Source organism: Arthrobacter celericrescens (assembly GCF_003614925.1).
Lineage (GTDB): Bacteria > Actinomycetota > Actinomycetes > Actinomycetales > Micrococcaceae > Arthrobacter > Arthrobacter celericrescens.
Genome location: NZ_QYLP01000093.1, coordinates 52,659 through 66,737, shown reverse-complemented (window position 1 = coordinate 66,737; position 14,079 = coordinate 52,659). Strand labels below are relative to the sequence as shown.

The window sequence follows — 14,079 nt, the reverse complement described above, 5'->3', positions numbered from 1 at the left end:
GTGAGTCACGACCGCAGGGCAGAACGGCCAGCATCTACTCTGCCAGCCAGTCCCGGACCAGCCACACCAATCCTCACAGTCGTTTTGCCCGCTCAGAACGACAACAACTGCGAGCTACTTGGGGGTGAAACGGCAGAATGGAAGCCATGAATGTTGACGTAGTGGTGGTGGGCGGCGGAGCGATGGGCTCGGCGGCGGCGTGGCAAGTGGCGCGGAGCGGCAAATCGGTGGTGCTCCTGGAGCAGTTCGAGGAAGGGCACAAGATCGGTGCCTCGCACGGTGCCACCCGGAACTTCAACACCGCCTACGCCGAAGCGGACTACCTCGACCTCCTCGCCGAGTCCCGGAACCTGTGGGACGAACTGGCCGAGGAAACCGGAACGCAGCTCCTGGACCTGGTGGGCCTGGCCAACCACGGCAACGTGGCCAAGCTCCGCACCGTCCGCGAAGCACACGAGGAACGGGGCATCGAAAGCCACTTCCTCTCCGCCGCCGAAGCCGCGGAGCGCTGGCAGGGCATGAATTTCCGCGGCGACGTGCTCTTCGTCCCCGGCTCCGGCCGGGTGCGGGCGGCCGAGGCGCTGCGCGCGCTGCGGGCGGCGGCCGAGGCCCGCGGCGCCCGCTTTGAATATTCGACGCCGGTCCGCGGCATCCGGGTCCTCGGCCCGGACTCCGTCCTGGTGGAGACGGACCGCAGCAGGTTCACGGCCCGCCGCGTGGTGGTCACGGCCGGGGCCTGGACGAACAGGGTCCTCGACGGGCTAGCCGCATTGCCTCCGCTCGTGGTGACCCAGGAACAGCCGGCCCACTTCACGCCGCTGCAGGATTCCCTGGACTGGCCCAGCTTCAACCACAACCCGGATCCGGACGATCCCCGGGACGCCTACTGGTACAGCCCCGTGTACGGCATGCTGACCCCCGGCGAGGGCATCAAGGCCGGGTGGCACGGCGTCGGCCCTGTCATGGATCCGGACGCCCGCACCTTCCAGCCCGAACCGAAGCAGCTCGACGCGCTGGTGCGCTACGCGCGCGAGTGGCTTCCCGGCGTCGACCCCGCCTCAGCGGTGCCGATCAGCTGCACCTACACCACCACCCCGAACGAGGACTTCGTGCTCGACGGTTTCGGCCCGCTGGTGGTCGGTGCCGGCTTCTCGGGGCACGGGTTCAAGTTCACCCCGGCGATCGGCCGGGTCCTGGCGGACATCGCCGATGGCGGCCTGGCACCGGCGCGCTTCGCGGCGGCCCGCTGAGTGGGGCGTTAAACCCAACTGGGTCGCAGTAGATGTCGTTATGAACGCTGAAAACGACATTAACTGCGACCCAGTTGGGTGAGGCCGTGGCTACTTCAGGCCGGCGAGCACCGTGTTGAAGGTCTCGGACGGGCGCATGACGGCGGAGGCCTTGTCGGCGTCCGGGCGGTAGTAGCCGCCGATTTCCACCGGGGAGCCCTGCACGGCGAGCAGCTCGCCGACGATGGTTTCCTCACCGGTGGTCAGCGCGTCGGCGACCTTCGCGAAGGACGCGGCCAGCTCGGCGTCGGCGGTCTGCTTTGCCAGTTCCTGGGCCCAGTAGGAGGCCAGATAAAAGTGGCTGCCCCGATTGTCGATGGTGCCCAGCTTGCGGCCCGGGGACTTGTTCTCCAGCAGGAAGGTGCCGGTGGCCCGGTCCAGGGTGTCGGCCAGGACCTGTGCACGGGCGTTGCCCTCGGTGGTGGCCAGGTGCTCGAAGCTGACGGCCAGGGCCAGGAACTCGCCCAGGCTGTCCCAGCGCAGGTAGTTTTCCTTGAGCAGCTGCTGCACGTGCTTCGGAGCGGAGCCGCCGGCACCGGTTTCGAAGAGGCCGCCGCCGTTGATCAGCGGAACCACGGAGAGCATCTTGGCGCTGGTGCCCAGTTCCAGGATCGGGAAGAGGTCCGTGAGGTAGTCGCGGAGCACGTTGCCGGTCACGGAGATGGTGTCTTCACCCTTGCGGATGCGCTCCAGGGTGAAGGCGGTGGCCTTGACCGGGGACATGATCTCGATCTGCAGGCCCTCGGTGTCGTGGTCCTTCAGGTATTCCTTGACCTTGGCGATGAGCTGGGCGTCGTGCGCGCGCTCTTCGTCCAGCCAGAACACGGCAGGGGTCTTGGAGGCGCGGGCACGGGTGACGGCCAGCTTGACCCAGTCGCGGATGGGCAGGTCCTTGGTCTGGCAGGCGCGCCAGATGTCGCCGGGGGCAACCTCGTGCTCGATCAGGACCTTGCCGGAACCGTCAACCAGCTGCACCTTGCCGGCGTCCTGGATTTCGAAGGTCTTGTCGTGGCTGCCGTATTCCTCGGCGGCCTGGGCCATGAGGCCGACGTTCGGGACGGTGCCCATGGTGGTGGGGTCGAAGGCACCGTTGGCACGGCAGTCGTCGATCACTACCTGGTAGACGCCGGCGTAGGAGCTGTCCGGGAGGACGGCCAGGGTGTCGGCTTCGTTGCCGTCCGCGCCCCACATGTGGCCGGAGGTGCGGATCATTGCCGGCATGGAGGCGTCCACGATCACGTCGGAGGGAACGTGCAGGTTGGTGATGCCCTTGTCGGAGTCCACCATGGCCAGGGCGGGGCCGTTTTCCAGGCCCTGCTTGATGGCGGCGGCCACGTCTTCGCGGATGTCTTCCGGGAGTTCGTCGAGGCCGTTGAGGATGGAGGCGAGGCCGTTGTTGGCGCTCAGGCCGGCGGCGTCGAGCTGCTTGCCGTAGGTGGCGAAGAGGTCGGCGAAGTAGGCCTTGACCACGTGGCCGAAGATGATCGGGTCCGAGACCTTCATCATGGTGGCCTTCAGGTGTGCCGAGAACAGCACGCCTTCTTCCTTGGCCCGGGCAACCTGGGCGGCGAGGAACTCGTCCAGGGCGGCGGCGCGCATGACGGTGCCGTCAACCACTTCGCCGGCCAGCACGGGGATGGACTGCTTGAGGGTCTTGACCGAGCCGTCTTCGCGGACCAGCTGGATGCGGAGGGTGTCGTCGGCGGGGATCACCGCGGACAACTCGTTCGAGCGGAAGTCGTCGGCACCCATGGTTGCGACGTTGGTCTTGGAATCGCCGCTCCAGGCACCCATGGAGTGCGGGTTCTGGCGGGCGTAGTTCTTCACGGACAGCGGGGCGCGGCGGTCCGAGTTGCCTTCGCGCAGCACCGGGTTCACGGCGGAACCCTTGATCTTGTCGTACCGGGAACGGATGTCCGTCTCTTCGTCCGAAGAGGGGTTGTCCGGGTAGTCCGGGAGGGCGTAGCCCTTGCCCTGCAGTTCGGCGATAGCCGCCTTCAGCTGCGGGACGGATGCGCTGATGTTGGGCAGCTTGATGATGTTGGCTTCGGGCTTCTTCGCCAGTTCGCCGAGCTCGGCCAGTGCGTCACCGATGCGCTGCTCTTCGGTGAGGTAGTCACCGAAGGCGGCAATGATGCGGCCGGCCAGCGAGATGTCTCGGGTTTCCACGTCCACGCCCGCCGTCGAAGCGAAGGCTTCGATGATCGGCAGGAAGGAATACGTGGCCAGCATCGGCGCTTCATCGGTGTGGGTGTAGATAATCTTGGCCATTGCTCGGGCGTCTCCCTGAAGGTCTCCCGGGGCTGCACGCCCGCCGCTGCTCCTGTCGGCACGCAGGACGGACCACAAACCCCTTGCGTTGTTTGCCGGATGATGCCCGGCGGAACATTCCAACTATGCCACAGCGGGCCATTTCGCCCCTAAATTGCGGGGATTCCCGGGCTTGCATGACGCGCCGCCACGGCGGCGCCGCATGGCGCGGGAGCCGCCGTCGTAATTCATAGAGTGCTATCACAAACTCTGAAACATCCCTTTACAAAGCCGTCACGGCGCGGGTACCTTCATTCCGTTATCCCGCGGCGGGGCTTCCGTCCGGGCCCGCTTTCCCCACCGAAAGTCAGGACAATCGTGACAAGAACCAAGACCCTGGCCACAAGCCTTCTCGGTCTCTCCGCGGCCGCACTGTTCGCCTTCACGTCCGCGGGAGGGGCGGCCGCAACCTCCGCGTCCCCGGACACCAAGGAGACGTCCCACACCGTCAGCATCGTCCTGCAGACCAGCGGCGTGGCCGACTATTGGACTCCCGAACGCATGCGCTCGGCCATCCCGGGCGACGTCCTGGCACAGAAGGCCCTGGAACGCGGCAAGAGTACCTCCCGTGCCGCCGTCGAGCAGGGCACCTCCACCCGGATTACCGGCAAAGCGGGCAAGGGCAAGCCCGTCCTGCACACCAACGAGAACCCGGTGCCGCACATCGGCAAGGTCTTCTTCACCCTCGGCGGCCTCAACTACGTGTGCTCCGGCAACTCCGTGGCATCCGCCAACAAGAGCACCGTCTCCACCGCCGGGCACTGCCTCAACGAGGGCCCCGGAGCCTTCGCCACCAACTTCGTCTTCGTCCCGGCCTACCTCAACGGCGCGGCCCCGTACGGGAAGTGGACCGCCCGCGCCCTGTACACCACCAACCAGTGGAGCTCCGGCGGGGACATCCAGTACGACACCGGCTTCGCCGTCGTCTCCACCCTGAACGGCCAGAGCCTCTCCGACGTGGTGGGCGCCTCCGGCGTCGAGTTCAACGCGGCCCGCGGCCTGAGCTACAAGGCCTTCGGCTACCCTGCCGCCAGCCCCTTCGACGGCCAGTCCCTCAAGGCCTGCACCGGCACCGCCATCAACGACACGATCAACCCCGGCGGCACCACCCAGGGCATCCCGTGCGACATGACCGGCGGCTCCTCCGGTGGCCCCTGGTTCATCGGCAGCACCTCCGCGGGCTACCAGAACTCGGTCAACAGCTACGGTTACGGCAGCCGCTCCACCACCATGTACGGCCCGTATTGGGGTTCGGTCATCCAGCAGGCGTACAGCAACGCTTCCGCCAACTAGGCTGAATTAACGACGACGGCGGCCGCCCCCGTGAGGGGTCGGCCGCCGTTTCGCTGTTCTTCTTCCCATCGACTGCTGAGACGACGTCGTTTTGAAGGCTCAAAACGACGTTGCCTCAGCAATCGATGCAGGTGGGGATCAGTGGAAGAAGTGGCGCGCTCCGGTGAAGTACATCGTGATCCCGGCAGCGTTGGCCGCGGCGATGACTTCCTCGTCCCGGACGGAACCGCCGGGCTGGACCACGGCGCGGACACCGGCGTCGATCAGGATCTGCAGGCCGTCGGCGAACGGGAAGAACGCGTCGGAGGCGGCCACTGCGCCGCGGGCGCGCTCAGGTGCGCCCGCCGCGGAGGCGTTCGAGGCACCGCCGGCGCCGTCGACGTCGGACTCCACCGTCACGCCCAGGGTGTTGGCGCGCTCGACGGCCAGCTTGCAGGAGTCCAGGCGGTTGACCTGGCCCATGCCGATGCCGACGGCTGCGCCGTTGTCGGCGAGCAGGATGGCGTTGGACTTGGCGGCGCGGCAGGCGGTCCAGGCGAAGGCCAGGTCGGCGAGCGTCTTCTCGTCCGCGGCGTCACCGGCGGCGAGGGTCCAGTTGGCGGGGTTGTCGCCGTCGGCGTCCACCTTGTCGCTCATCTGCACCAGCACGCCGCCGGACACCTGGCGCATCTCGGCCGGGTAGCGGTCGTAGCCCTCCGGCAGGGCGAGCAGGCGGATGTTCTTCTTGGCAGAGAGGATCTCCACGGCTTCGGGCTCGAAGTCCGGAGCGATGACGACCTCGGTGAAGATGCCGGCGACGGTGCGCGCCATGCCGGCGGTCACGGTGCGGTTCGCGGCGATCACACCGCCGAACGCAGAGACGGGGTCGCAGGCGTGGGCCTTGGCGTGGGCGTCGGCAATCGGATCCGCCGCGGAAGCGGAACCGACGGCAACACCGCAGGGGTTGGCGTGCTTGACGACGGCCACGGCCGGCTCGGCGAAGTCGAACGCGGCGCGCAGGGCGGCGTCGGCGTCGACGAAGTTGTTGTAGCTCATGGCCTTGCCGTGCAGCTGGTCGGCCTGGGCGATGCCGGCCGGGGCGGCCTTGTCCACGTAGAGGGCGGCCTGCTGGTGCGGGTTCTCGCCGTAGCGCAGCACCTCGGAGCGTTCCAGGGCCAGGCCAGCGTAGGCGGGCCAGTCGATGACGCCGTCGCCGTCTTCGTCCAGGAACTGGGATGCGGTCCAGGTGGCCACGGCGGTGTCGTAGGCGGCGGTGTGGGCGAAGGCCTTGGCAGCCAGGCGGCGGCGGGTCTTCAGGTCGAAACCGCCGGCAGCAGCGGCCTCGACGACGGAACCGTAGAACGAGGGGTCCGTGACGATGGTGACGGCGGCGTGGTTCTTCGCAGCCGAGCGCACCATGGCCGGGCCTCCGATGTCAATCTGCTCGACGACGTCGTCCTGGCCGGCGCCGGAGCGGACGGTCTCAACGAAGGGGTACAGGTTGACCACCACGAGGTCGAAGGGCTCGATCTCCATCTGGGCCAGGGTGTCCATGTGGGCCTGGACGCGGCGGTCGGCGAGGATGCCGCCGTGCACGCGCGGGTGCAGGGTCTTCACGCGGCCGTCCAGCATTTCCGGGGAACCGGTGACTTCTTCGACTTCCTTGACCGGGATGCCGGCCGCGGCGATCTTCTTGGCGGTGGAGCCGGTGGAGACGATTGCGACGCCGGCTGCGTGCAGGCCCTTCGCGAGCTCCTCCAGTCCTGTCTTGTCGTAAACCGAGATGAGTGCACGGCGGATAGGGACACGGTCAAGCTGCGTGAAGCTCACAAAAATCTCCGTCTTGGATCGCGTTCGGCGCGGATGGTGGGGATACGCCACAGTTTATCGCGTCCGCGGTGGCCCTCGATTTCATTGCGTTCCCGGGCCTCACAACGCGTAGTAGCTTAGTGCTCATGAATGCTTCGGAGATGGTGCTGGTGGCCGATCTCGGCAAGAGCAGGTGCCGCTTGGAACTGCGTTCCGGTGACCGGGTGCTCGCCCAGGCAGACCAGCATGGCTTCCCCGGACTCGGCATTACCGACGGTGCCCGCCTGGCGTTCGAACTGCTGGAAGAGACGGCCACGATGATTCCCGCGGAACTGACGGCAGCCGGGCCATCCGGATCCCCGCTGGCCGGTTTCGGTGCGGCCGTGGCCGGCGTCGAGGCTTCCGCCGAAAGCTCCCGCGAACTGGCCACCCTGCTCGCCCGCCGCTTCGGCGTCCCCGCCGCGGTCCTGTCCGACGCCACCGCCGCGCAGCTCGGCGCCATGCAGGGCGCCCCCGGCACCGTGCTTATCGTGGGCACCGGCGCCGTGGCGTTCCGCTTCGACGACGGCGGGCAGTTGCACCGCGCCGACGGCTGGGGGCCGCTGCTGGGCGACCGGGGCAGCGGCCGGTGGATCGGCCAGCGCGGCCTGGAAGCGGTGGTGCAGGCGTTCGACGGCGGCCCGGAGACTTCGCTGAGCGCCGCGGCGGAGGCTTTGGTTGAGTCGCCCCTCATGCTTCCCGCCTGGCTGGGCGGCATGGAGAACCCGGCCCGGGCGATGGCCCGTTTCGCTCCCCTGGTGCTGCACGCAGCGGAGGCGGGTGACGCCGTCGCGCGCGGAATCGTGGACGAGGCGTGCAGGATCCTTGCCGGCACGGTCAAGCGCGCCAGCGGCGGCACCGGCCGGGTGGCGGTGCTGGGCGGCGTCGCGAACTCGGAGTTCTTCGCCGGCCTCTTGCACAACACCTTGGCTTCGGCTGGGATTGAGATGGTCGAGCCCCTCGGCGACGGCATGGACGGGGCCGCCCTCGCTGCGACGCGCCGCGGGCTCCTGCAGGAAAGGTACATCCACCGTGACGGAACAAACTGGCCCGACTGACCCCACCGCCGCAGGCAACGATCCGCTGGAAGGGCTGCGCTCCGAACTCGCGGGCCTGCAGACCGAACAGGCCGCCCCGGGCCTGGACAGCATCGACACCATGGGCACCGCCGAACTCGTGGCCGCCATGAACGAGATCAACCGCGGCGTCCCCGCGGCGGTCGAGGAAGCCGCGCCCGCCATTGCGCAGACGGTCGACGCCGTGACGGAGCGGCTCGCGCGCGGCGGCCGCCTGCTCTATGTGGGCGCCGGTACGGCCGGCCGGATGGGCGTGCTGGACGCCAGCGAGTGCCCGCCCACCTTCGGAACCCGCCCGGAACTCGTGGTGGGAATCATCGCCGGCGGCCCGCATGCCATCCAGAAACCGGTGGAGTACGCCGAGGACAACGCGACGGCCGGTGCCCGGGACCTGCATGACATCAACGTGACGGAAAAAGACGCTGTGATTGGCATCTCGGCCTCGGGCCGCACGCCATACGTGATCGGAGCCCTGGAGGAGGCCCGGAGCCGGGGCGCGTTCACGGCAGCGATCGCGTGCAACCACGGCTCGGCCATCGGCAGGCTGGCCGACGTGGCGATCGACGTGGTGGTGGGCCCGGAGTTCGTTGCCGGTTCCACCCGGCTCAAGGCCGGAACCGCCCAGAAACTGGTGCTGAACATGATCAGCACGCTCACCATGGTCAAGCTCGGAAAGACCTACGGCAACCTGATGGTGGACCTGAAAGCCACCAACGAAAAGCTCCTGGCACGCTCCCAGCGCACCATCCAGCACGCCACCGGAGCGGACGCGGACACCGCCATCCGCGCCCTCGATTCGGTGGGCGGATCGGTTAAGGCGGCCATCCTGGTGCTGCTGACCGGCATCGATCCTGCGCAGGCGAAGGGTGCCCTGGACGAGGCCGGCGGCTTCCTGCGGAAAGCGATAGAAAACCACCGCTAAAGTTTTCCCCAGGAGGGGAAAATGAACACGTATACGTCAGTGCCCAGCGGCGAGCAGGTGGTCCAGGAACTGCCGTGGCGGTGGGCCGTGCAGGGCCGGATTTTCCTGATCGGCGGGCTGGGCTTCATGTTCGATGCCTGGGACGTCACGCTCAACGGCATCCTCATTCCCCTGCTCTCCAAGCACTGGTCCCTCGAACCGGCCGACGCCGCATGGATCGGCACGGCCAACCTGATCGGAATGGCCCTTGGCGCCTTCGCCTGGGGAACCATCGCGGACACGATCGGGCGCAGGAAGGCCTTCACCGCCACGCTGCTGATCTTCTCGCTCTTCACCGTGCTGGGCGCCTTCGCCCCGGATTTGCTGTGGTTCTGCGTCTTCCGGTTCATGGCCGGCTTCGGGCTGGGCGGCTGCATCCCGGTGGACTACGCCCTGGTGGGCGAGTTCACGCCGCGGAAGCAGCGCGGACGGGTGCTCACCGCGATGGACGGCTGGTGGCCGGTGGGTGCCGCCTTGTGCGGTTTCGTGTCCGCCGGGCTGATGGCCGCCTTCGCCGACTGGCGCCTGACCATGCTGGTGATGGTGCTGCCGGCCCTGCTGGTGTTCTGGGTGCGGCGCAGCGTGCCCGAATCCCCGCTCTTCCTGATCCGCAAGGGCCGCCGCAAGGAGGCCGCGGAAGTCATCGACGCCCTCGTCGCCGCCACCGGCGCACCACCACGGGCCTACAGCCTGCCCGACCCCCAGGCCGCTCCGCGGCTTTCCGCCGGGAGCGCCTGGACCCAGTTGCGCAGCCTGTGGCAGTTCAGCTGGAAGATCACGACGGCGGCCTGGGCTTTGTTCTTCACCGTCCTTCTCGTGTACTACCTGAGCCTGACCTGGATGCCGCGCATCCTGATCAGCGCCGGGTTCGAGGAGTACAAGGCCTTCCTGACGACGGCGGGAATGGCCGCCGTCGGGCTCCTGGGCGTGGTGGCGGCAGCGCTGCTGGTGGAGCGCCTGGGCCGCAAGTGGATCCTGGCGGTCACCGGTCCGCTGTCCGCCGGGACGCTCGTGATCGTGGCGCTGGTGGTGGACATTCCGTCCGCGGCGGTGTTCTGGCTGCTGGTGTTCGGCTTCGTGGTGCAGGTGGCCATCCCGGTGCTGTACGCCTACGTCTCCGAGCTCTACCCCACGGAGCTGCGCGGCTCGGGCTTCGGCTGGGCCTCCACGTTCTCGCGCCTCGGGGCGGGCTTCGGGCCCCTGGTGTTCGCCTCGTTCTTCTGGCCCACCTTCGGCCTGGCCACGTCCTTCGCGCTGGCCGGCGGCCTGGTGCTGCTGGCCGTGATCTGGATGGGGCTGTTCGCCCCGGAAACCAAGCAGCGCGCGCTCGACTGAACCCGGGGGACCTGAACCCCCGGCGCACTGAACCCCGGCGCACTGAACCCCGGCGCCGCCGAAAAGCTCAGTCCCGGCGCCCCAGCACGCGGGCGAGGACCATCCTTTCCTTGGTGGACACCTCGGGCAGGTAGGCGCGTGCCAGGGCCATACCGATGCGGGGCAGGGCCGAGAAATCGGGGAAGGCCATGAACAGCGTGGAGTATTCGGGGTGGAACTTCGCCTTGAATCGGAACAGGGAACCGAAACCGTAGGCCGGCTCCAGCGTCCTGGAAAGCCAGGCAAGGAAGGCGGCGATGCCTGCCGCGGGGGCCTCCGGCTCTGCGTCCGCGGGCACGGGCTTGGTGGCCAGCGGCGCACCGGACAGGCTCACGAACCGTGCGCCAGCCTCCTGCAGGTGCAGCGCGGCGGAGGCGATCAGGAATTCCATGACGCCGTTGTGGGACTCGGGGGCACGGCGCATGAAGTCCAGCGTCCAGGCCACGACTTCGCCCTCTTCGTGCACCGGCATCCAGGACGTCAGCGCTTCGATGCGCCCATCCTCGGCAACGGCAAGCATGAGGCGGACATCCGGGTCCTTGAGTTCTTCCAGGCCGCCGAGGGTGAATCCCATCTCGGGCAGCTTGTTCTCCGCCACCCAGGATTCGGAGATCGCCACGATCTCCGTGGTTGCCGCGAAAGGAAGCTCTCCCCACGAGGTCCACACCGCCGTCCTGCCCTCACGGATCGCCTTGTTGAGTGCGGTCCGCACGCTCTGCCAGTGTTTGCCCTTCATGGTGAGTCCCTCGGTGTGAATCACCGTCTCTTCCCCGACCGGCATGTGCCGCCAGCCGAGGCGCTCAAAGACGGGCAGCAGCCCGGAATGGAAGGAATAGAAGACGGGGGTCCAGTTGTGTTCATCGCAGAACACCAGGAACTCCCGGACGGTCTGCTCCACCCGGTCCGGGGCGCAGACGGGCTCGCCTAGGACGATGGCCTGCCCGTTGACCTCGCGGTACGCCAGGGCCCCCTCGCCGTCGCGGGTGAACCACGGCGTGTTGCCTTCCCAGGTGGTCATATGCCCCAGCGAGCCGCCGCCGCGGCGGCGCAACAGCGCACGGAACTTCTCGACGTCGTGCGCTACCGCGAGGCGGGGCGAGCGCGAGAGCAGCCACAGGGCGGCCACAACGAAAACCGCCCAGAAGGCGGGTCCGGTCCATTGGTAGGCCCAGCTCACCAGCGTGTGCCGGGGCAGGACGAAATGTCCCGCCCCGCCGAGGAAATGCGGCGGGACGAAGCGGCGCGGCGCATCGAGGAACACTCCTGAGGCGGTGATGCGCGGGGCAATCGACTTCAGCGCCGAAAGGGCGGCCACCGTGCAGGCACCAGCCAGGACCAGGAAGGAGCCCAGCAGCACCAGGAGGAACCGGCGGAAAGCCCGCCCGGGCGCACGGATTCCGAAGTGTCTGCGTTTGAACACGAGCATGATCAGGGATGCCGCCGGAACCAAGGCAGCCGTGAGCATCCAGATGACGAGTTCCTGGCCGTTGAACGGGCGGTGCACGCCAGTTCCCGCCTGCCCGATGAGCCGTACGACGCTGAAGGATCCGGGGGAAACCAGCAGGATGGCCGTGTTCACGCCCACCGCGAGCCACCAGCCGAACCGCCGGCCGCGGTACAGTCCCCACGCCGCCAGGCCCAGGAGCACCACGGGCACGAAGGCAAGGGCCACCATGCCCGGTCCCTGCGAACCGATCCGGGCCAACTGGTGGATGCAGAGCCGGGACAGCGGCAGATCACCGTGGCAGGCGGCGGCGAGCGTGCCGGGATCCACGGGGTCGTTCATGAACAGGTAGGAACCGAACGCGAAGGGCGTCAGGTCCGTGCTGCCCAGGAAGGCCACCAACGGGCCCACCGCCGTGACCAGGACGACGGCGGCAACGAGGGTGCGGGTCTCCCGGTGGGAGCTGTAGGCCACGTGGAGAGGGCGTTTGCTGGTCCTCAGCAATGCCCCCAGCGGGAGGCCGGCCAGCACGGCAAGGAGCCGGTAGAAGTCCTCGGGATCCCCCGAGTAGAGGACGAAGATGAGGACGAACGTCAGCAGGACCACCCTGATCCGGCGCCTCCACAGCAGCCCCATGCTGCCCGTGGCGGTGGAGAGGGCGCCCAGGACGCCGGTCAGCGGATCCACCGTGGCGGAGGCGGAGGCGCTGGTGGACCACCATTCCCAGGTGAGGGTTCCCAGCCACTGCAGCAGGATGCCCAGGAACCCGCCCGCCAGCCCTGTTGTGAGGAAGGCGAGCGCGGCCTTCCGGGTCCCGAGGGTCCGTTCCGCCAGGCCAAGGAGCAAGACCGCCCCGATTGCCGCCAAGGCGGTTGCCGTGGCGTCCTGGGGAACCAGCAGCGCCGTGAGCAGGGTCCACCACCGGCCTCCCTCGAAGGTGGTGTCCACGCCCTGGCCCCAGAGCCGGGCGGCATCCACGCCGAACAGCGTGCGGCTGAACACCGCCGCGGCGAGGAACACGGCCGCCATCAGGAACGAAAAGGGGATGCGCCGGAAGAAGCCGTCCAGGCGCTCCTTGGTGTTCTGCAAGTGGCTGTGCCGCCCCGCCGGCAGGCTCTCCGCTCCGCTTTGGGCGGGTGGATGCTGCCGGGTGATGTTGTTGCTCATGACGGCGACAATCCCCAACGCGGGTAGAGGATCCGGAAGGCTTCGGCGAGCCCTCCGGCGACGGCGTTGCGGACGTGGCCGGCTCCCGGAACGCTGTAGAAGGATGCCTTGATTCCCACCTGCAGGGCCGTGGCGAGCATGCGTTGCGCCTGCTTGGTGTAGTCCGGGTCCTTGCTCCCGGCCGTGTACACGGCGACCATGTCTTCGTAGCGGCCGTGGGCGAGCATGATGTTGCGGGGCTTCACGGCGTCGTATTCCTGTTGCTTCCCGCCGAACACCGTGGCCAGGTTGTAGGCGGGCTTTTCGGAACCCTGGAACTCTTCCCCGGAGATCGATATGAAGCTGCCGAAATCCTGGGGGTACTTGGCCGCGAAGTAGCTGGCGCAGACCCCGCCGTCCGAATATCCGGCGAAGGCCCAGTGCTTCCTGTCCTGCATGATGGGCAGGTTGGCGCGGGCCCAGGGCAGGACGTCCTGCATCACGTAGCTCTCCACCTTGCCCCGGTTCGTGTCCAGGCAGAGCGGGTCGCTGTAGGGATCTCCGAGCTGGTCGACCACCAGGATGATGGGCGCGAGGCCGTGGTTCTTGGCGGCCATCGCGTCGGCCACATTGGCGGCGGGCTGCGGACTCGGCGCTCCCGGCTGCCCCATCATCATGATCATGAAGGGCAGCAGCGGTGGATGCTTCACCAGGGCCGCGGGCGGAAGGTAGAGCCCGGACCAGCGTGCCTGGAAGCCGGAGTGCTTGGCCGGGATGGGCAGGGGCGTCTTGCCCCTCAGGCCGGCTCGCGGCATGTCGGCAGGGGCCGTCCAGGTCTTGTACAGCGGCAGCTCCGAACCCTTGAGCCACGAGGAGCGCAACGGGATGCGCACGGTGTTCGCGGTGTTGATGTTCAGCACCGACCCCAGGGTCTGGTTCAGCCCGTAGGCCGCGTTGACCTGGAACGCCGCGGTCGCCGCGAACACCAGGACCGATCCGGCCGCGAGCACGCTGCGCCACCAGCGGCCGCCCCGGAAATTGGCGATGGCCAGCGCGATTGCGGCGAAGGAGGCAGGCGCCCAGAACCAGACCTCGGAAATGAGGGGTCCCCCGAAGGTGTTGTCAACGAAGACGCAGTACCAGAGGACTCCGAGCCCCAGCGCGGTCCCCCCGGCCAGTGCGCCCGCGGCCACCGCAAACCAGCGGACCTTTCGCCTCTTGAACAGCAGGTAGGCCAGCAGGAGCGAACTCAGGAGGGTCCAGGCGAGCAGGAAGCGCGGACCCGTTACCGCCATATCCAAGACGGGTTTCCAAAATCCCATGACCATTCCTCGCAAGTCCGCCGGTGTTCCTCAAGGC

9 protein-coding genes are annotated in these 14,079 nt (G+C 68.1%); 5 read left to right on the top strand and 4 right to left on the bottom strand.

Going from position 1 to position 14,079, the window contains the following annotated elements:
- Positions 1 to 146: 146 nt before the first annotated feature.
- On the top strand, positions 147 to 1,250 hold the full coding sequence (locus D3654_RS16810) for an FAD-dependent oxidoreductase (protein WP_120522608.1): 1,104 nt from the start codon (positions 147 to 149) through the stop codon (positions 1,248 to 1,250).
- Between the two features lie 90 nt (positions 1,251 to 1,340).
- On the opposite strand, the gene D3654_RS16805 is transcribed toward D3654_RS16810, so the two are convergent.
- The gene (locus D3654_RS16805) at positions 1,341 to 3,560 is read right to left on the bottom strand and encodes an NADP-dependent isocitrate dehydrogenase (RefSeq protein ID WP_120522603.1); all 2,220 of its coding nucleotides are present in this window, start codon (positions 3,558 to 3,560) and stop codon (positions 1,341 to 1,343) included.
- A 357-nt stretch (positions 3,561 to 3,917) separates the two neighbouring features.
- Between D3654_RS16805 and D3654_RS16800 the strand changes: the two genes are divergently transcribed.
- Positions 3,918 to 4,892, top strand: coding sequence for a trypsin-like serine peptidase (locus D3654_RS16800; protein WP_205571841.1), 975 nt, complete (start codon positions 3,918 to 3,920; stop codon positions 4,890 to 4,892).
- A gap of 138 nt (positions 4,893 to 5,030) precedes the next feature.
- Here the strand turns inward: D3654_RS16800 and purH are convergent, their stop codons facing one another.
- On the bottom strand, positions 5,031 to 6,701 hold the full coding sequence (gene purH / locus D3654_RS16795; RefSeq protein WP_120522602.1) for a bifunctional phosphoribosylaminoimidazolecarboxamide formyltransferase/IMP cyclohydrolase: 1,671 nt from the start codon (positions 6,699 to 6,701) through the stop codon (positions 5,031 to 5,033).
- Positions 6,702 to 6,826: 125 nt separating this feature from the next.
- On the opposite strand from purH, the gene D3654_RS16790 reads away from it, so the two are divergent.
- From D3654_RS16790 to D3654_RS16780, 3 genes are read left to right on the top strand one after another with little or no spacing between them, the layout of a single operon-like run.
- The gene (locus D3654_RS16790) at positions 6,827 to 7,777 is read left to right on the top strand and encodes an N-acetylglucosamine kinase (protein ID WP_120522606.1); all 951 of its coding nucleotides are present in this window, start codon (positions 6,827 to 6,829) and stop codon (positions 7,775 to 7,777) included.
- Positions 7,752 to 8,717 carry an N-acetylmuramic acid 6-phosphate etherase gene (gene murQ / locus D3654_RS16785; protein ID WP_120522601.1) on the top strand — a complete coding sequence of 322 codons (966 nt, stop codon included), beginning with the start codon at positions 7,752 to 7,754 and terminating at the stop codon, positions 8,715 to 8,717. Before D3654_RS16790 ends, murQ begins: the two co-directional genes overlap by 26 nt.
- Before the next feature lie 21 nt (positions 8,718 to 8,738).
- Complete coding sequence (locus tag D3654_RS16780; RefSeq protein WP_120522600.1) at positions 8,739 to 10,091, top strand: MFS transporter; 1,353 nt, start codon at positions 8,739 to 8,741, stop codon at positions 10,089 to 10,091.
- Between the two features lie 67 nt (positions 10,092 to 10,158).
- Here D3654_RS16780 and D3654_RS16775 read toward each other — a convergent pair whose 3' ends face one another.
- Positions 10,159 to 12,741, bottom strand: coding sequence for a DUF2156 domain-containing protein (locus D3654_RS16775; RefSeq protein WP_120522599.1), 2,583 nt, complete (start codon positions 12,739 to 12,741; stop codon positions 10,159 to 10,161).
- The gene (locus D3654_RS16770) at positions 12,738 to 14,042 is read right to left on the bottom strand and encodes an alpha/beta hydrolase (RefSeq protein WP_162943772.1); all 1,305 of its coding nucleotides are present in this window, start codon (positions 14,040 to 14,042) and stop codon (positions 12,738 to 12,740) included. Before D3654_RS16770 ends, D3654_RS16775 begins: the two co-directional genes overlap by 4 nt.
- Positions 14,043 to 14,079 lie beyond the last annotated feature (37 nt).

Coding starts and splice junctions, on each gene's coding strand:
- D3654_RS16810 (WP_120522608.1), top strand. CDS start 147: ATGAATGTTGACGTAGTGGTGGTGGGCGGCGGAGCGATGGGCTCGGCG.
- D3654_RS16805 (WP_120522603.1), bottom strand. CDS start 3,560: ATGGCCAAGATTATCTACACCCACACCGATGAAGCGCCGATGCTGGCC.
- D3654_RS16790 (WP_120522606.1), top strand. CDS start 6,827: ATGAATGCTTCGGAGATGGTGCTGGTGGCCGATCTCGGCAAGAGCAGG.
- D3654_RS16780 (WP_120522600.1), top strand. CDS start 8,739: ATGAACACGTATACGTCAGTGCCCAGCGGCGAGCAGGTGGTCCAGGAA.
- D3654_RS16775 (WP_120522599.1), bottom strand. CDS start 12,741: ATGAGCAACAACATCACCCGGCAGCATCCACCCGCCCAAAGCGGAGCG.
- D3654_RS16770 (WP_162943772.1), bottom strand. CDS start 14,042: ATGGGATTTTGGAAACCCGTCTTGGATATGGCGGTAACGGGTCCGCGC.